A 19340-nucleotide genomic window follows, 5' to 3' on the forward strand; every position below is an offset into this window, starting at 1 on the left:
ATACAAGTGTAATCACATAACGCTTTGCGCCTTTGCGCCTCTGCGAGAGAGAGAAACTCTATTCAAACTCCACCGAATTCAATATCAAACCAGACGCTGGAGCCACATAATCCATAACCTCATTGCTTTCGGGCTTTAGGGAATTTTCAATATAATTTAAGCTTACCTCTCCTCTACCCAACTTAATGAGTGTTCCCATCATAAGTCGTATTTGGTTTCTAGCAAAGCCTTTGCCTTTTACAATTAAGTTATAGGTATTCTCTGGAAAAAAACTCGCAGTAAATAATGTGTTTTCAACCAACTCGCAACTATCAATTGTGCGTTCGTATAATCCGTTATCTGTTGCTCTAAAACAATAAGGTTTAAAATTATGGGTACCTTCAAAAAGTTGAGCGCCTTGTTTCATAATGTCAATATCGAGATCATAAAGAATGGTCGTCATAAATGGTGCACAAAAGGGATGGCATTTTTTTCCGAAGGTAAATAAATACACATATTCCTTTAATTTTGAGTTTTGAATGATATTGAAATTTGCATCGACTTCCTCAATTTCCAGAGCTCTCAAATCCTGCGGAAGGTTATAATTAAAAAGCTCCAGAAAAGCAGTTTCATCTTCAATTTTCTCATAAACAAAAAGCTCAAAGGCAGTTTCATTGGCAGAAACCATAGCATCGGTACGACCAGAACCTAAAGTCTTAAAGGGTTTCCCATCGAGAATAAAATTAAAGGTTCTGTCAATCATTAAATGCACCGTTTTTAGTTTTGGCTGTTTTTGCCAACCATGAAAACGGTAACCCAAATATTGAATCCTAATTAAATAGTAATAGCGTTTCTCGAACATAAAAGCAAGAACGTTATTTTACAGGTTTTTACAAAATTTTTAAATACATACTTATTGGTAGTTTTAAATTGAAGCTTTATTTTTAACCATAATTCTTTTTTGTGTATAAAAACTATCCGTTTGATCCTTCGTTGAAACACCACTTTCTCATTGCTCTGGGATTGGCCATTTGGATTTTTGTATTCTTATATTTTACAGAGCCATTAGATGTGAGTGACTTTAACAACCAAGAAAAACTCATCTATTTACCGCTTTATGGACTAGTTGGCGCAGCGCTTTATGTTATTGTATTACCGTTTCAAGTGTGGTGGTTTAAAAAAAAGAACAATATTTGGAGCTTCTCCAGTGAGGTACTCATATTTTCTATTTTTGTGGTAACCGCCATCTTTTCACTGCGCTTATTTTATTTGCAGGTTATTGTAGATTGGCACCCAAACGCCTACAGTTTTTGGTACCATCTAAAATCTATCATATTTCCAGCTCTTTTAACCATTTTGCCTATTATCATAATTGGTCGTTTTGCCTTCGGAAAATATAAAGACAAGAAACTTGAGGAAGAAAAAATTGAAATTCAAGGCGAAGGACACTATGAAAGTTTGAGATTATTGCTGAAAGATTTGATCTGTATCCAATCCTCTGATAATTATGTGGAAGTCTTTTATCTCGACGGAAATGAGCTTAAAAAAAGTTTGATTAGAAATACACTTTCAAAAGTGTCTGATACCTTCCCTGAATTATTGCGAACGCATCGCGGATTTTTAATCAATCCGTTTCATTTTCAATCCTGGAAAACTGAAAAAGGAAAGCATATTTTAAACCTGTCGCAATCTATAGAAGTGCCTATTTCCAAAACTTATCTCGTTGATGTAAAAAGGGAATTAAATTTCACCACAGACTAAGTGTATTTCACCCCAAACGCACATTATAATTGAATTACTTGTGATTTCTGAAATACATTTGTTTCAGAAAGTTTAATCAAACAAAAATCAATTATCATGAAAAATTTAGCAACATTTAGTCTCTTTTTAGTTTTTTCCTTCTCTTCTATATTTGCACAAAGTAAAACTTGTGATTGTAAAAAAGACTTGGATTTTGTCGTCGAAAAAATGCAAAAAATGACCTCTTTTAAAAAACAGGTTAAAGGTGACAAAAAGGATCTTTTTGAGAATACATATCAAGAACTGGCTTCTAAAATGAAAACACCTCTACCAGTAGAAGAATGCTACAAATTATTATTGCAACAAACGCTTTTAGTTAATGATGTACATTTTAGTCTATCTTATAAAAATGAAATCATTTCAAAAGACATAATTGAAGACAGTTTAAAATTAGCATCTTTTAAATCTTCAGAAGATTTTAAAAATCATCCAAAAATTAATATTGATCTCAAAGATCTAAAACAAAAGCTCGAAGCAAAACCTTTGGATGCTATAGAGGGTATTTATAATTATGGCGAATTTCAGAAAATAGGCGTTTATTTTTCCGAAGAAAAAAAGGAATACATTGGCGTTTTATTGGAAAACACGCTGAGCCAATGGGAAGTCGGAGAGGTTAGATTTCGAGCGATACATACCAATGACAATAAATATAATCTTTATTATTATGATGCAGATACCAGAAAACCTGGATTTGTAAAAAGTATTTCTTTAGAAAACGGTCGCCTTTGGTCTTACAAAAAAGATGGAAATAATTTTAACCATGAATTGCCAATAAAAGAACAATCTAATTGGGAATTTAAAAGCATTAACGATAGCACACAGTATATTTATTTAGGCACCTTTAGTAATCGTGACCGTAAAAAGCATAACTCATTCTATGATGAAGTTAAAAGTAAACTAACTGCTGAAAATGTGATTGTAGATCTTAGAAGCAACAGTGGTGGCAATGATAAATATTCAGACCCTTATTTGAAATTATTAAAAAACAAAAATGTTTATGTGCTCACAAATTGTTTTACAGGTAGTAATGGTGAGCAATTTACACATGAGTTGAAAAAACTTAAAAACTCAAAACACTTAGGACAAACCACAAGAGGTGTTATCGCCTATGGCATGAATTACGGTTATGTATATGATTTGCCATCTGGTAATTTTGAAATTACTCCTACCGATATGAATTTTCACAAATTTATAGAGTTTGAAGGTAAAGGCATTTTCCCAGAAATACCGCTTGATTTTGATAAAGACTGGGTAGAGCAAACTTTGGAAATCATAGCTTCTGAAAATAAATAACAATCTAAAACGTAAACATGGTTCTAATGCATGATTACACTTTCTTAAATTTTCATTAGACATTAATACTGTCACCAATTAACTTTGGTGACAGTTTTTTTTAATGACATACCATTAAAAAAATAGCTGCTATATCTTTTAAATATAGCAGCTATAAGAATTAGATAAAACTTTAAAAGTATAATTACCTAATTACAAGTTTTTGAGTTCTTCTGGTATTTGAATTGTCTTCTAACTCTAATATGTAGATACCAGCGCTTAATTGACTAACAGCAATAATATTTCTATCAAGGTTTGAACTTAAATTATGTGAGGTAATCATACGACCATTAACATCAAACACGTTAGCTTTTGTATGATTCTCAATTTGACCTGTGATCACAATAGTTTTATTTGTAGTGTCACTAAAAATATTAACCGCATCTAAAGTTGGGTTCTTATCACTTAAAGCATTTGATGAAAATCTTACCAAAAACTGACCTGTCCCAGATATATCGGTTGTTGGTGTGAACACATGATCGCTATTGGTTAAAAGAGTAGATGTGTTATTTATAAGGTCATCAAGATAGATATCGATAGTTTCTGGCATATCAGTATTTAAAATGCTAAATGTAATTTGTTGACCTTGGTCTGCAGTTACATTTAAAGGTACTTCGATGTCGTACATAGCATCTGGGTTCAAAGACTGAATACCAAAAAGCATTCCTTGATCATTTTCAACTAAACGTGAGCTAATTGAAAGTGCAGTAGGGTTTTGATTGTAAAGTCCAGAATCATATCCAGGATCAAAACCAGTTGTAGCATTACTATTGAAATAAAAATCGGTGTTAAAGGTTTGGCTATCAGATTCTATTCCTAATTTAATAAAACCATAATGAGGGGATGTTGTCTCTGATCTCCCTAAAATAAAATCATCAGTACCTCCTTCACATCGCATAGAAGTTGTAAAATCAATAAGTCCTCCTCCAGATTTAGCCTTAACAAAAAATCCTTGACCAGGAGCGATCATTTCTGTTTCAATTGGAGAATCTAATGTAGCTTGATTCCAAACGGTCCATCCACTTGTTGGATCTCCGTTATATCCATAAATAGACTGATAAGATCCACCGTCTAACTGCGATTTATTCAAAGCGAAAAATGCATTAAAATCAATGTATGATGGGTATGGATTACCAATCAGGTTCCAAGAACCACCAGCTGTTGCATCTGAAATTGGAATATCCAATACATCATCTGTTCTTACTGTTCCAGTAAATGTTAATGCAATTCCATCAATCGTTGCTGCTCTATAGCCAATTCCAGATTCGATACCAGTCGCTGCATTAGTAATAATATCATAATTTTGATACGATCCAGCAGATGTCATAAAAGGGGCAAATGCTCTTAAGTCTCCAGAGGCAGCCAACTTACCAATATTCAATTGCTCAAAGTCTCCAAAAACATCACCAGAAAGTGGTGAGGAAATTAAATCATTTATACCAATTTGGGAGGTATACCTATGATAGTTTACTGTGCCAATAATTGTTCCATCTGAAACTAGACTTGAATAGAGACTAGATGTAGAATATAAATCTACAGAAACAGTGGTTAGGGTAATATTCTCGTCAATGATTACAGTTGCACCAGGATTAACAACCAATGCTTCACAAACTGTATTAGCGGAAATATGTACAGTTCCAGATTCTAAAAAAATAGAATCAATTGAATTTACTTCACCTATTGGGTTGCTAGGTATCCAACCATCATCATAAATATAATTTATGGGCACTAATCTTTGAGTCGATTCGGAGGGATTGGAATCATCAAGAACAATTTTTTGTTCAAAATTTGTTTTTTGTTTTTCTTGTGAACTGACATTATTAAAGCCAATCAAAACAGAGAAAAAAACGAAAGTAGGTAATAGTTTTTTCATAAATTTGAGTTTTTAATATGTGTTAAGAGTGTGGTTTACAAACATATAAAAAACTCAAAAAAAAGATATTTTTTGAAAATAAAATCGATTAAAAACAAAATATATTCGTTGAAAGGTAAATATATTCGACAAAATGCATTTATTTCTTATTATCAAGTAAATTTTTTGTCGAAATGTACAGTATTATCAATTTCATTTTTCAATCGAACAAGAACAAAAATAAAATAAACCTCAATACCAATAGCTCTTAACTTATTTGAAGTATAATTACCTATTTAAATTTTATGTTCTTTAATTTCTACTGAAATTTAAAGCGGAAGAAAATTTTTAGATTATTTTTTTATAAGAATAAAGGGCTATCAAATTAAACATGCTATTTAATTGAAAAACCACAATTATTAAAATTGCCTAACTAATCAAAAATTTGATATTGGGAGAAAATTATTTCTCACGACTTTTTAAAACATCAACGACATCATTTAATTTAAAACCCTTTGCTTGTAATAAAATCATGTAATGAAACAGCAAATCTGCACTTTCATCAAGAAATAATGTATCATCATTATCTTTAGCTTCAATCACAACTTCAACTGCCTCCTCTCCTACTTTTTGAGCAATCTTATTAATTCCTTTTGCGAACAAAGAGGCTACATAAGAGGTGTCTTCCGTAGCATTATTCTTTCTGTGTGCTATCGTTTTTTCCAAATCCGATAAAAACCCAAAAGTTTGTTCATTATCTTCATTCCAACACGTATCTGTACCTTTGTGGCAAGTTGGGCCTTCGGGATTTACCTTGATCAAAAGCGTATCGCTATCACAATCTAATTTTACACTTACCAGATTGAGTACATTACCACTTTCTTCTCCTTTGGTCCATAAGCGTTGCTTAGTTCTACTAAAAAATGTTACAAGCTTAGTTTCAAGTGTTTTCTTCACTGCGTCAGCATTCATATAACCGAGCATCAACACTTTATTCGTTATTGCATCCTGAATTATTGCTGGTACAAGTCCGTTATTTTTTGCGTAATCTATGTTCATATCTATTTAAATAATGTGATGCCGAAACAAGTTCAGCGTAACGACTTAAAGTCGTACTGTAATATTGTTGTTTCTTAATTCTTTTTTCAAATCCAAAATCTCGATCTCGCCAAAGTGAAATACACTGGCAGCCAAAGCAGCATCAGCCTTTCCAACTTTAAAGGTATCTACAAAATGTTGCATGTTACCAGCGCCTCCCGATGCGATAATCGGAATATTAATTTCTTCGGAAAGTTTAGCCAGTGCCTCATTAGCGAAGCCCTTTTTAGTTCCGTCGTTGTTCATTGATGTAAACAAAATTTCTCCTGCGCCTCGTTTTTCAACTTCTTTAGCCCAATCGAATAAGTTGAGTTTAGTTGGGATGGTTCCTCCTGCTAGATGAACGATCCATTCACCATCAATTTGCTTAGAATCAATGGCGACAACCACACATTGACTTCCAAATTTTTCTGATAATTGATTTACCAAATCTGGGCGTTTTACTGCACTTGAGTTGATTGAGATTTTATCTGCACCGCATTTCAATAAGTCGTCAACATCTTCGATGGATGAAATTCCACCACCAACAGTAAAAGGTATATTCACGTGCTCTGCGACTTTCAAAACCATATCGTGCATGGTTTTACGACCTTCCAATGTTGCAGAAATATCTAAAAACACAAGTTCATCTGCACCAAGTTTAGCGTATTGCTTAGCCAATTCTACGGGATCTCCAGCATCACGCAAATCCACAAAATTCACACCTTTAACAGTCCTACCGTTTTTGATGTCCAGACAAGGGATTATTCTTTTTGTTAGCATCTTTTAAGAATATGTTTCTAAATCTTTAAGCTTAATATGTCCTTCATAAAGTGCTTTTCCAATAATTGCTCCTTCACAACCAATATTCTCTAAAGCATTTAAATCATCAATAGAAGTCACACCTCCCGAAGCTATTAGTTTTATGTTTTTAGATGTTTCCAAAATTCGCTTATACAAATCAAACGAAGGGCCTTCAAGCATTCCATCTTTAGCTATATCAGTACAGATCACATAATTTATACCCTTATTTTCATAATTTTTAATAAATGGCATTACTCCTAAATTACTTTCTTCTTGCCAACCACTCACAGCAATCTTTTCATTATTGCAATCTGCTCCAAGAATAATTTTAGTACCTCCATATTTTGATATCCAAGCCTCAAAGGTTTTTGGGTCTTTTACTGCAATACTTCCTCCTGTGATTTGCTTTGCACCAGAGTTGAATGCAATGTGTAAATCTTCATTGGATTTCAAACCGCCTCCAAAATCGACCTTTAAAGTGGTTTTTGAGGTAATTTGTTCTAGCACTTTGTAGTTAACTATTTGTTTGGCTTTTGCACCATCCAAATCTACCAAATGCAAATATTGAATTCCAGCACCTTCAAACATTTTGGCTATTTCAATTGGGTTTTCGCTATATATTTTTTTTGTGCTATAATCTCCTTTAGTGAGTCTCACACATTTTCCTTCGATGATGTCTATTGCTGGTATAATTCTCATATTCATTTCCCACGAAAGTGGGAATCTTTTTTAATTGATATTAAATATTTTCAAATTTTTAATAATCTTAAAAGACTTATTTATTTCTTTGATACCTACAGGGTTCAAAAACCTTGCAGGATATAAATTTATAATTCTAAAAAGTTCCTTAAAATTTGTTCTCCTGCTACGCTACTTTTTTCTGGGTGAAATTGGACACCATAAAAATTGTCTTTTTGCAATGCAGAGGCATATTCCAATTCATAATTAGTTGACGAAATTGCTTCTAGGCACATTTCCGCATAAAAACTATGCACAAGGTACATGAATTCGTCATCCTTAATGTTCGAAAATAAATTTGATTTCAAATTACGAATAGTATTCCATCCCATTTGTGGCACCTTTACAGCAGTAGAAAAACGTTTGACTTCCACTTCAAAAATCCCTAAACCGTTTGTGTCCCCTTCTTCAGTAGATTTGCACATCAATTGCATTCCCAAACAAATCCCTAAAACCGGTTGCTTTAACTTCGGAATCAATTTATCAAGTCCACTTTGTTTGAGCATTCTCATTGCAGAACTCGCTTCACCAACACCAGGAAAAATCACTCTATCTGCAGATTTGATTACCTCAGGATCATTTGATAAAATCGCATCATATCCCAAACGCTTAAAAGCAAACTGAATGCTTTTAATGTTTCCTGCTCCATAATCTATAATTACTAAATTCATTACAGCATCCCTTTTGTTGATGGCAAAATCATCTTTTCTACATCACGTTTGACTGCCATTTTAATCGCTTTTGCAAACGCTTTAAAAATGGCTTCTATTTTATGATGCTCATTGGTACCTTCAGCCTTAATGTTTAAATTACATTTTGCACCATCTGTAAACGATTTGAAGAAGTGATAGAACATTTCCGTGGGCATTTTTCCAATCATTTCACGTTTAAAGTCCGCTTCCCAAACCAACCAATTTCTTCCTCCAAAATCTATTGCTACTTGTGCAAGGCAATCATCCATTGGCAATGCAAAACCGTACCGTTCTATACCTAATTTATTGCCTAATGTGGTAGCAAATAATTCTCCTAAAGCAATGGCTGTATCTTCAATAGTATGATGTTCATCTACTTCTAAATCGCCATCTACTTTTAGATTTAGGTTTAATTGTCCGTGACGTGCAATTTGATCCAGCATATGGTCAAAAAAAGCGATTCCTGTGTCAATATTACTTTGTCCGGTTCCGTCAAGATTTAATTCGATTTTTATTTTTGTTTCGTTGGTGTTTCTTTCAATAGTTCCTGTTCTCGCATCTGTTTTCAAAAATTTGTAAATAGCCTCCCAATCGTTACTTTCTAAAGCGATATATTGATCTAAAGCTTCACGCTTTACTGTGATTTCGTCGGTTCCAAGATTAGTATTGTCATTTATAAAAATTCCTTTTGAGCCTAAGTTTTTAGCTAATTCTATATCTGTTAAGCGGTCACCAATGACGAATGAATTTGCTAAATCATATTCCGAAGAAAAGTACTTTGTCAATAATCCAGTATTCGGTTTTCTTGTTGGCGCGTTGTCTTTTGCAAAGGTTCTGTCTATGAATTGCTCCTTAAAAACAATACCTTCTGCCTCAAAAGATTTTAGTACAAAATTGTGTACTGGCCAAAAAGTGTCTTCGGGATAAACATTAGTTCCCAACCCATCTTGATTGGTAATCATAACAATTTCAAAATCCAGTTCTTTGGCAATTTTGCTTAAATATTGAAATACTTTTGGATAGAAATCCAGCTTTTCAAACGAATCAATCTGCTCATCTGCTGGCTCTTTTATGATGGTTCCATCTCTGTCAATAAATAATACTCTTTTCATGGTTTTACTTTTTTTCGTCATGCTGAATTTATTTCAGCATCTCATTAGGTGTGGTTCTGAAACAAGTTCAGAATGACGTCCTCTTTTATAGTCCTTTTAATGCTTTAATCAATTTTATATTCTCCATTTGTGTCCCAACGGTAAATCGTAAACAATTTTCGCATAGCGGTTGATTGGTTCTATTTCTAACCACAATGCCTTTGTTAATCAATTGCGAATACCGTTTATTGGCATCATCTACTTTGACCAAAACAAAATTAGCATCTGAAGGATACACAATTTGAACAAAACTAATCTTTTCCAATTCTGAAATAAACCAATCACGTTGTTCAATAATTCTCTTTATTTCTTCGGAAACGTCTTCAGGTTGGGATAATCGCTCTAACGCCCTAAGTTGTGTTAATTCATTGACGTTATAAGGCGGTTTGATACGATTTAAAATTGAAATAATCCCTTCGGAAGCATAACAAACCCCTAAACGAATTCCTGCCATTCCATATGCTTTTGATAGGGTTTGGGTTACGATTAAATTCGGGAATTCCTGTAACCTGTTGATCCAGCTTTTTTCCGAAGAAAAATCGATGTATGCTTCGTCAATGATTACTATTCCTTGGAAACTAGTAATTAATTTCTCAATTATTTCAGATTCAAAACTGTTTGCAGTTGGATTATTTGGTGAACACAAAAACAGTAATTTGGTTTGTGAATTTGCTGCCCTTAAAATGTCATCAACATTGGGTTGAAAATCTATTTCTAATTCTATTACAATATTTTCTACCGCATTTATATTGGCCAATACATCATACATACCGTATGTTGGTGGTAATGTGATAATTTTATCTTCGTTTGGCTCACAAAAGGCTCTAAAAATTAAATCCAACACTTCATCACTACCGTTACCAAGTAAAATATGTTCCGGAGAAATACCTTTTAATTGAGATAATTGAGTCTTGACTTTAAGTTGTTGCGGATCTGGATATCGATTGACACCATTTTGAAACGGATTCTCATTGGCGTCTAAAAAAACCATATCACCAGAGACCTCTTTGTACTCATCCCTTGCAGATGAATAGGGTTTTAGGTTTTTGATATTGTCCCTAAGGAGATTATTTATGTTGAATTCTTTCATTTTCGTCACACTGATTTTATTTCAGTGTATTATTATTTTATACTTGTGTGATGCTGAAAAAAGTTCAGCATGACGTTTTATTGTAAGTCTTTCAATCTTAAGGTTACCGCATTTTTATGAGCCTGCAATCCTTCAGCTTCTGCCATTAATTCAATGGTGTTACCAATGTTTAAAATACCTTCTTTTGAGATCTTCTGAAATGTGATACTCTTGGTAAAACTGTCTAAATTAACTCCAGAATAGGATTTACTAAAACCGTTGGTTGGCAATGTGTGATTGGTTCCAGAGGCATAATCTCCAGCGCTTTCTGGTGTGTAATTCCCAATAAATACTGAACCTGCATTTGCTATATTATCGACATAGAAATCTTCATTTTCGGTACACACTATGAAATGTTCTGGTGCATATTCATTAATCATATCTAGAGCAATAGCATGATTTTCTACATAAATAAGTTTTGAGTTTTCAATGGCTTTTTGAGCTAAATCCAATCTAGGTAGTGATTTGATTTGCTGTTCAATTTCCGAAGAGACATCGTCAATTAATTGTTTTGAAGTGGATACTAAAATCACTTGACTATCTGCTCCATGTTCAGCTTGGCTCAATAAATCTGAAGCTACATAACTTGCTTTTGCTGTATCATCTGCTACCACCAATAACTCACTTGGTCCTGCTGGCATATCAATCGCAACTCCATATTTTGTAGCTAATTGTTTGGCAACGGTTACGTATTGGTTTCCTGGTCCGAAAATTTTGTAAACCTGCGGAATTGTCTCTGTACCAAAGGTCATTGCTGCAATCGCTTGAATACCGCCAACTTTAAAGACTTTTGTAACTCCACATAATTGAGCAGTGTATAAAATCTCATTGGCTATTTTTCCTTCTTTATTTGGTGGCGAGCATAAAACGATTTCATTACAGCCGGCAATATTTGCTGGTACAGCGAGCATTAAAACCGTTGAGAATAAAGGTGCTGTGCCTCCTGGAATATATAATCCTACTTTTTGAATTGGTCTCTTTTCTTGCCAACACTGAACTCCTTTTGTGGTTGTTACGGAAACGCGTTCGGTTTTTTGAGCACTATGAAATGTCTCAATATTTCCTTTTGCTGTTTGGATAGCTATTTTTAACTCTTGAGGAACCAAATTTGAAGCTCTATTTATTTCTTCGGAAGTGACTAATAGATCTTCTAAATTAACACCATCAAAAAATGCTGTGTACTTAAATATCGATTTGTCGCCTCTTCTTTGAACATCGTTGAATATTTCATTGACCGTTGCTTCAATATTTTCTACCGTTTGTGTTGGTCGCTTTAGAATCTCTGACCAGTCTTTTTTATCTGGATTGTATATCTTTTTCATTATAATACCATGTTTTCGATTGGACAAACTAAAATACCTTCTGCTCCATTGGCTTTGAGCTCGTCAATAACTTCCCAAAACTCATTTTTATTGATAACAGAATGTAGTGAACTCCAACCTTCTTTTGCTAATGGCAAAATGGTTGGACTGTTCATTCCTGGTAAGATTTTAATAATCGTTTCGATTTTGTCATTAGGTGCATTAAGCAAAACATATTTGCTTTTTCTGCCACGAAGCACAGATTGTAACCTGAACTGCAAAGTGTTTAATGTGTTTTGGTTTTCCGAAGATATTAAAGGTGAGACCGCTAGTACAGCTTCGGATTTTAGTAGTACTTCAACTTCTTTTAATCCGTTTTTAAATAAAGTACTTCCGCTAGAAACGATATCTACAATAGCATCTGCCAAACCAATATTTGGCGCGATTTCTACGGAACCATTGATGATGTGCAGATTAGCCTTTACATTGTTTTTATCTAGAAATTGATTAACCGTGTTTGGATAGGAAGTTGCGATACGTTTTCCTTCCAGATCTTTAATGCCATTGTATTTCACAGATTTTGGCACTGCAATAGATACCTTACACGATGAGAAGCCCAGTTTTTCAATAATTTTAATGGTATCACCTTTTTCTACCAATACATTTTCTCCAATGATGGCTGCATCAACAACACCATCTTTTAAATACTGTGGTATATCGCCATTTCTAAGGTAAAACACTTCTAAAGGAAAGTTCTTTGCTGAAGCTTTTAATTGATCTTTACCATTGTCTATTGAAATTCCAACGTCCTTTAGGATTTGCATGGAATCGTCGTGAAGTCTTCCAGATTTCTGTACTGCAATTTTTAATTTACTCATATCGTTTTTTTTGTTTTTTTAATTTGAGTAAATCATTTAGAGACATTTTGTAAAAAACAAAAACCGCTTGATTTACTCAAACGGTTTTAAAATATTTTGATTTTATTCAATACATCTTCAGCTCGCTTGAGTGCCAGTATGAAAATGATGATGATGTGATTGAATAAATGTCATTGTGTTTCTTGTCTTAACAAAGATTGCAAATTTTAATTCGTAAATCCAAATCCTGGTAAACTTTTATGATATTATTAATATTTAAAACTCAAAATATAAATTATTCATTTTTGATACAGGTTGTCCAAGGGTATGCACATTGGTCTTTAAAATCGAGCCAACCTTCAATTTTTTTATTACCTATTTTGCATTTCACCTTTGCCCATAGGTCACTCGTTTCTATAACACTAGTGATTTGAAAATTATCAAGTTTGTGTATTCTATTTGATTTTTTTGTTGGTAAATCGTATAAATAAACACGATGGTCTTCATCATAATTATCTATATGAATTATAAAATCTTTAGATTGTACCCAAAAGTTTTCATAGCCATAATCTTTGGCGTCACTTGGCAATCTTTGAATATTCTTTATTTTAAACCAGCCATATTCACTCTCTAATATCGCTATTTTATAATAATTTGTTTTGCCTTCTAAAACATTAAATGTATTAACGACCTGACCATTAATACTGTCGTAGATATTTAAAGGACGTTTACTGTCATTATCATAATAAGCTTCAACTAAATCTCTGTAATGTATTTTATTTTCATCTTGAGCTGTTAGATTTAGACTTAAAAGAAAAAAAAGTAAAACGAATTTCATTGCAATACTATTGGTTACCTAAAATGATTGGCAATCCAGATTCTCCAGATCCAATAACTATGACCTTACTATTTGGAGATTCTGATAATTTTAAAGTGGCATCTATACCTTTATCTTGAAGAATTTTATCTGTTAAGGAAGCACTTAAAATTCTGTTGGATTCTGCTTTACCTTCAGCTTCAATAATTACTTTTTCTGCTTCTTTTGCTGCTGTAACTAATCTAAACTCATATTCTAAAGATTCTTGCTCTTGCTTCAACTTACGCTCAATAGCTTCTTTAATTGTTGGTGGCAATGTCACATCACGAATTAAAATATCATTGATTTGAATAAACTGAGGCTCTACTATTTTCTTGGTCTCTTCTAAAATTTCATCTTGAATCGCATCACGTTTGCTAGAATATAGTTGTTCTGGTGTGTAACGACCAACAACACTTCTCGCTGCACTTCTTATAGCTGGCTGTAGAACTCTATTTTTATATTCTAACCCTTTTTCATTATGTAATCGTCCCAGGTTTGCAAAATCTGGTTCATACAAAACCGAAGCATCTAGTTTTATATCCAAACCGTTAGACGATAGTACCGACATTTTTTCTGGCATTTCCTGCTGACGTGTTTCATATTCAATAACTCGGTTCCAAGGTGCTATCACATGAAAACCAGGACCTAATGCTGGTTCTTTGGGATCTACACCATCGCCAAGGGTTTCATGAACCACTCCAGCATGACCAGAGTCAATAGTGACTGCAGATTTAAATAATGTAATTAATATTACGACAATGACGATTAAGGTTACGACACCGCCTTTTGGTAGTTTTTCCATAGTTATGTTTTTTTAAATAAGTCCGTTATATTTTCTTATAAACCACTCAGCTGCGAGACTTAAAGCAATGAGCGCTAGAAGGTATTTCCAGTCTATCAAAGGTACGACTTTTTTTGTGCTTTTCTGTATTGTAGCAAAACGAGAATCATTGATTAAATCATCAATTATTGTTGATGTATCGTCAATAAAATACGATTTCCCATCACTGGAGTTTGCCAAACTTTCGAGTTTAGAAACATTGGCATTTAAAAATTGTTGCTCAACGTTATATTCCAGTATTTTTAGCTCCCCAGATTTTGATATATTTTCATCATTCACTTTGACCGTAAACGAATAATCACCAGACTCCAAACCGCTTAAATCTACTTCATAGTTTGTATTTTTGAGCACAAATGGAAATGATTTTGTCTCTTCTGTATCTTTATTTTTGAGAGTAATATTTAAGTTTGCGTTATCCTCAAATTCGTAATTCTTATTAAAAAACTGGGCAATAATTCTTACGTTTTCATTTCCGTTATAAAAAGATTCGTAGTTGACATTTAAACGTGTTCTACGTTGATTAGTACTTAAGTATTGCACTAATTTCCCTATAAAATTATCAAATGTATTAAATGAGTTTTCATTGATAAATGCCTGTGCTCTCCATCTCCAAATGCCTTCACCTACCAATAAAGCCTCACGTTTATCGTTAATTTCAAACGTTGCTAAAAGTGGTTCGTCAATTTGGTTTCCGTTTATGGTTTTGTAAAGAATGGTTTCAAAAGGCACTGTAAATGATGTTTCACCAAACTCGCCAGATAAAGGCGGAAATTCTCCAAAACTTAAATCATCGATAATAAACGTACCGTAATTTTGGTTAAGACTAGGTTGATACTCTTCGCTTTGATTAGTGAGTTCCTGTTTATAATTACTTTGTAATTGATTGAGTAAAGACCAATTTGTTTTTGAACCAGCAACAACAATTTTGTTCAACTTTAATTTATCAATTTCACTAAAAAGCGATCTAAAATTATTGGTTGGCTGGTAAACGATTACCAATTGAAATTCGCCAGATTTGGCAAGAAATTCCGTAGAAGATAATATCTCAGCATTTCGTTGTTCATTACTTTCAATCGATTTTTTTAGCGCTCCCAAATCGGGATGCAACACATCAGAAACTATGGCAACGTTTGTTTTTTGGTCAATCACTTCAACTGCAAAATTCTTGACATTATTGATCGTATTTTTTTCGTTATCCAGTGGTAAAACCTGAGCGCGATAACTCGTTACACCTACTCTATTTGCAGGCAAGGTAAAATTGACAATTTGTGACGTTTGCTCTTTACTAAACGTGAGCGGTTTTGAGAAAACAGTTGTATTTCCTGCGGAAATTCTCAACTCTGTATTTACCGACGTATTGCCATTGTATGTTGCAATTACTTCTACAGGAAACTTATTTTTTAAATAGGCGTAGCGATTTACATTTAATTGCTGAAGTTTTAGATCTGTGTACGTTGTGGTATCGCCCAGAATCACAGGAAAAACAGATTGCTTATAACGCTTGGTCATGTATGCGTAATCGTTTCCGTAGGTTTGATTTCCGTCGGAAATGAGCAGTGTGGGAGAAATGGAGTTGTTATAGACTTCTGATAATCGCTCAAAAACCAAAGCCAGATTAGATTGCTTATCATCAAAACTCAAGGAATCGGATTGCTGAAGCTCTTTTCCGAAGTTATAAAATTCCACATTAAAATTGTCGTTTAGCGCTTCGCTGGATTTTAAGGTTTCTATTAATTCTGAAGTATTTTGCGACTGATTTAAATAATTTATGGATTCTGAATTATCTACCGCAACCACCAAATTGGGTTTTTCGTTGTAATAGGTGACGCTGTCAAACTTGGGATTGATCAATAACAAAAAGATGGAAAAGTAGGTCACAAAACGTAATGCTGTCAAGATCCAAGCACGCTTCCCTTTTAGTTTTGATTTATACGCATACTGAAAAAGCGCTAATGAAAGCGCAATGATTCCTGCAATGATGATGAATGTTATGGTTTGGGTTTGCAATTAATTATTATGTTTTTCTTTTTTTATACGATTTGCCCGAAGGTCAATAAATTACTATCTGGATCCATTAATGCGAACTCTTTTGTTCCCCAAGGTTTGATTTCTAGAGGTCCATTGGGATGAATTTTTACAGTGTTTTTTTTACAATAATCATACATCCCCTCAACATCATTTGTTCTAATATAAACCTGACCGTAATTTTGGTTTGGGTCTAGGTCTTTAAACTCAAAAAAATGAATTTCGATATCATCTTTTTTAATCATCAAATACCCATCATAATCTGTTTCTCCTAATTGCTTAAAACCCAAATTATGGTAATAGGCTTTTGTTGTTGCTTTATTGCGCATTGGGAGTTTTGGGATTATTGATTTGAGCATTAGTTTTTTAAAACTTTTTGAGATTAAACTTGTTTATTGATGATTAGAAATAAATATATATGCAAATGCTTAGCTATAATTCTTTTAATGATTCTTTAACCCTATTCTTAGGCGTGTCAGACCAAATTTTACCAATACTATTCCAATAGGTTTCTAATTGTGATTCATTACAGTATACTAACAAAGAAATTTCTATAAAGAAGTTTAAGTTACCAGACCATGCTAATTCATTTGGGTTTAAACGAATTAAAAATTTATTGATTTTTTTTAAATCCCTAAAAAACAGATCATAAAACTCACCAATAGTATTTAATTTGAGAATTTTAGATAATTCTATGATGTTAGATGTATCATCGCTTTTATAGTCATTGACTTTAAAACCAGCTTTTTTAGCTATTTCATCAATACTAGAAAATTTATCCCAATTTGTATTAATTAATTCGTTCAACGTTATTGAATTAATTTTTTGATCAAAAAATTCTTTTTTATTTGATAATTTTTGAATTTTTGATTCTAATGCATTATGTTGATTTCTAATTGATAAAAATTGCTCATCTGCTAGTTCAAAAATACCAGCTAAACGGAATAATTTTCTACTAAGCTCTTTTGGTATATCTAGCTTTTTCTTATAACTAAGTTCATGAGAAATCGAAGCCCATGAATGTTGTAAAACAGTTCTTACTTGAATTTCAGCAGAAAGACTAGAATAGTTATTCCATTCAGGCAATTCTTTTCTTTTTTTATCGAGTGAAACAATATAATGAACTGATAAATATCCAAATTCATTGCTTTCAAGAATATCGCCTTTATTTATCGAATTTGATTTATCGATTTTAAAATTCTTTTTAAATAGTGAATCGACTTTATCAATATCATCTAAATAATATAAAATTACTCTTACACCTGATAAATCCTGAATTTTTGAAATATCTGTTATATTTTTCTCAATAATTTTATTTTCAAGACTTATTATTTCTTTAGTTCTAGATTCAACTATATGATATTTTATATTTTCTGAATTAAGTAAAGCTTCAACTAAACTATGTAGGATTGGTGTAAATCCCGAATGAAGATTAGTTAATTTTTTTAAATTAATTTTATCCATATCAAATTAAATTAAGTCAACATCCCACCATCAACATTCAACGTTTGCCCTGTGACATAAGCACTCATATCACTTGCTAAAAACACACAGGCGTTTGCGATGTCTTCTGGAGTTCCTCCTCGTTTTAATGGTATGGCGTTTCTCCATCCTTTAACGGTTTCTTCGTCTAGTTTTGCGGTCATTTCGGTTTCTATAAAACCTGGTGCAATCACATTACTTCTAATGTTTCTTGACCCTAACTCTAAAGCTACAGATTTTGAAAACCCAATAATACCTGCTTTTGATGCTGCGTAATTGGTTTGGCCTGCATTACCTTTTACACCAACAACAGAACTCATATTGATAATTGAGCCTTTACGCTGTTTCAACATAGTTCTTTGTACTGCTTTGGTCATATTAAAAACAGATTTTAAGTTGACTTCAATGACTTTATCAAAATCCTCTTCGCCCATTCTCATCAATAAATTATCTTTTGTGATACCTGCGTTATTGACTAAAATATCGATGCTGCCAAACTCTGCTAAAACATCTTCTGCCAATTGTTGGGATTCGTCAAAATTTGACGCATCGCTTTTATATCCTTTGGCTTTGATGCCTTGATCATTCAATTCTTTTTCCAGTTCATTTGCTGCTTCTACGGAAGAGCTATATGTAAATGCGATGTTCGCGCCATGCTGTGCAAAAACTTCTGCGATTCCTTTTCCAATGCCTCTACTTGCTCCTGTTATGATTGCTGTTTTGCCTTCTAATAATTTCATAGTTGGTGATTGTTTTTTGTTAATGTATTCTGAAACATTCAATGAGTAAAAACCTGAAGATTTATGTTAGATTCTTATTTAAGTGTTTCATGATATAATTTTTAATAGTTGGTTCTCAAATATAGCAATTACAAGTTGCACAACATATAAAAACCTCACAAATTCTTGTGAGGTTTTTAACAGATTATAATGTAATTTCCTATTGTTTTTCAGCAGTTGCCAACGGTTGAATTTTAGGTTTTATCTTTTTATAAAGATCAAACTGGGGTCCTGTAAGAATATTTCTCATTTCTCCAGTTTCAGTAGTTTGCAAATTAAATAATAAGTTCAACTGCTCTTTACCTTCATATTGATCTTCGATTTTATTTCTTCTAATCAAGAACTCTTCAACTTTTCTTTGAAAAAGCATAAATTGCTTATCTCTCAAAGCTAATTGATCATTATAGGCTTGCGTAATTTTTGTTGCTTCATCATCTAGTTGCTCCTTATTTTGCTGTAACATTGGGTCTTGGGCAAAGGTAAACATTGAGGTTAATGAGATGAATAGTATTAGTAATTTTTTCATAATTGTTGTTTTTATATTGTTTCCATTTAAAGAAAACAATTTATTCAAAAACCACCTTGCTCTTTTTCGTAAAATCTTAACCCAAATAAAAAAGCAGTTACAATAGATGTAACTAC

Annotated in this window: 19 protein-coding genes; 2 read left to right on the forward strand and 17 right to left on the reverse strand. The window is 32.9% G+C overall.

The window, feature by feature from the left end:
- Positions 1 to 58: 58 nt before the first annotated feature.
- Entirely contained in the window at positions 59 to 841 is a 783-nt protein-coding gene (locus tag GQ40_RS04805; RefSeq protein WP_047546239.1) for a tRNA pseudouridine synthase A, read from the reverse strand.
- Positions 842 to 972: 131 nt separating this feature from the next.
- On the opposite strand from GQ40_RS04805, the gene GQ40_RS04810 reads away from it, so the two are divergent.
- A complete protein-coding gene (locus tag GQ40_RS04810; RefSeq protein WP_231565543.1) occupies positions 973 to 1740 on the forward strand; it encodes a LytTR family DNA-binding domain-containing protein in 768 nt (255 codons plus the stop codon).
- Positions 1741 to 1836: 96 nt separating this feature from the next.
- Entirely contained in the window at positions 1837 to 3072 is a 1236-nt protein-coding gene (locus tag GQ40_RS17030; protein ID WP_052184152.1) for a S41 family peptidase, read from the forward strand.
- A 184-nt stretch (positions 3073 to 3256) separates the two neighbouring features.
- Here GQ40_RS17030 and GQ40_RS04820 read toward each other — a convergent pair whose 3' ends face one another.
- The 16 genes from GQ40_RS04820 to GQ40_RS04895 form a co-directional block, all read right to left on the reverse strand.
- Positions 3257 to 4984 carry a T9SS type A sorting domain-containing protein gene (locus GQ40_RS04820; protein ID WP_047546243.1) on the reverse strand — a complete coding sequence of 576 codons (1728 nt, stop codon included), beginning with the start codon at positions 4982 to 4984 and terminating at the stop codon, positions 3257 to 3259.
- A gap of 441 nt (positions 4985 to 5425) precedes the next feature.
- Positions 5426 to 6022, reverse strand: a complete 597-nt coding sequence (hisIE, locus tag GQ40_RS04825) for a bifunctional phosphoribosyl-AMP cyclohydrolase/phosphoribosyl-ATP diphosphatase HisIE (RefSeq protein ID WP_047546245.1) — start codon at positions 6020 to 6022, stop codon at positions 5426 to 5428.
- A gap of 45 nt (positions 6023 to 6067) precedes the next feature.
- Positions 6068 to 6823 carry an imidazole glycerol phosphate synthase subunit HisF gene (hisF, locus tag GQ40_RS04830; RefSeq protein ID WP_047546247.1) on the reverse strand — a complete coding sequence of 252 codons (756 nt, stop codon included), beginning with the start codon at positions 6821 to 6823 and terminating at the stop codon, positions 6068 to 6070.
- Between the two features lie 3 nt (positions 6824 to 6826).
- On the reverse strand, positions 6827 to 7543 hold the full coding sequence (gene hisA / locus GQ40_RS04835; RefSeq protein WP_047551480.1) for a 1-(5-phosphoribosyl)-5-[(5-phosphoribosylamino)methylideneamino]imidazole-4-carboxamide isomerase: 717 nt from the start codon (positions 7541 to 7543) through the stop codon (positions 6827 to 6829).
- 128 nt (positions 7544 to 7671) lie between these two features.
- The gene (hisH, locus tag GQ40_RS04840; protein WP_047546249.1) at positions 7672 to 8253 is read right to left on the reverse strand and encodes an imidazole glycerol phosphate synthase subunit HisH; all 582 of its coding nucleotides are present in this window, start codon (positions 8251 to 8253) and stop codon (positions 7672 to 7674) included.
- Complete coding sequence (hisB, locus tag GQ40_RS04845) at positions 8253 to 9386, reverse strand: bifunctional histidinol-phosphatase/imidazoleglycerol-phosphate dehydratase HisB (protein ID WP_047551483.1); 1134 nt, start codon at positions 9384 to 9386, stop codon at positions 8253 to 8255. Before hisB ends, hisH begins: the two co-directional genes overlap by 1 nt.
- Before the next feature lie 85 nt (positions 9387 to 9471).
- Positions 9472 to 10515: a histidinol-phosphate transaminase gene (gene hisC / locus GQ40_RS04850; RefSeq protein ID WP_047546251.1), complete on the reverse strand. Its 1044-nt coding sequence runs from the start codon at positions 10513 to 10515 to the stop codon at positions 9472 to 9474.
- Between the two features lie 77 nt (positions 10516 to 10592).
- A complete protein-coding gene (gene hisD, locus GQ40_RS04855) occupies positions 10593 to 11876 on the reverse strand; it encodes a histidinol dehydrogenase (protein ID WP_047546253.1) in 1284 nt (427 codons plus the stop codon).
- On the reverse strand, positions 11876 to 12733 hold the full coding sequence (hisG, locus tag GQ40_RS04860; protein WP_047546255.1) for an ATP phosphoribosyltransferase: 858 nt from the start codon (positions 12731 to 12733) through the stop codon (positions 11876 to 11878). The genes hisD and hisG overlap by 1 nt, the downstream gene beginning before the upstream one ends.
- A 274-nt stretch (positions 12734 to 13007) precedes the next feature.
- Positions 13008 to 13550 carry a hypothetical protein gene (locus tag GQ40_RS04865; RefSeq protein WP_047546257.1) on the reverse strand — a complete coding sequence of 181 codons (543 nt, stop codon included), beginning with the start codon at positions 13548 to 13550 and terminating at the stop codon, positions 13008 to 13010.
- Between the two features lie 7 nt (positions 13551 to 13557).
- Complete coding sequence (locus GQ40_RS04870; RefSeq protein ID WP_047546259.1) at positions 13558 to 14373, reverse strand: prohibitin family protein; 816 nt, start codon at positions 14371 to 14373, stop codon at positions 13558 to 13560.
- A gap of 12 nt (positions 14374 to 14385) precedes the next feature.
- The gene (locus GQ40_RS04875; RefSeq protein ID WP_047546262.1) at positions 14386 to 16419 is read right to left on the reverse strand and encodes a hypothetical protein; all 2034 of its coding nucleotides are present in this window, start codon (positions 16417 to 16419) and stop codon (positions 14386 to 14388) included.
- A gap of 23 nt (positions 16420 to 16442) precedes the next feature.
- On the reverse strand, positions 16443 to 16796 hold the full coding sequence (locus GQ40_RS04880; protein WP_047546264.1) for a bleomycin resistance protein: 354 nt from the start codon (positions 16794 to 16796) through the stop codon (positions 16443 to 16445).
- 73 nt (positions 16797 to 16869) lie between these two features.
- Positions 16870 to 17901 carry a GTP pyrophosphokinase family protein gene (locus tag GQ40_RS04885; protein WP_047546265.1) on the reverse strand — a complete coding sequence of 344 codons (1032 nt, stop codon included), beginning with the start codon at positions 17899 to 17901 and terminating at the stop codon, positions 16870 to 16872.
- Positions 17902 to 17912: 11 nt separating this feature from the next.
- Complete coding sequence (gene fabG / locus GQ40_RS04890) at positions 17913 to 18659, reverse strand: 3-oxoacyl-[acyl-carrier-protein] reductase (protein WP_047551486.1); 747 nt, start codon at positions 18657 to 18659, stop codon at positions 17913 to 17915.
- Positions 18660 to 18858: 199 nt separating this feature from the next.
- Positions 18859 to 19224 (reverse strand): hypothetical protein, encoded by a 366-nt coding sequence (locus GQ40_RS04895; protein WP_156115513.1) that lies wholly within the window; start codon positions 19222 to 19224, stop codon positions 18859 to 18861.
- Positions 19225 to 19340: the final 116 nt, after the last annotated feature.

The organism is Psychroserpens sp. Hel_I_66 (assembly GCF_000799465.1).
In the GTDB taxonomy this organism is placed as follows: Bacteria; Bacteroidota; Bacteroidia; order Flavobacteriales; family Flavobacteriaceae; genus Psychroserpens.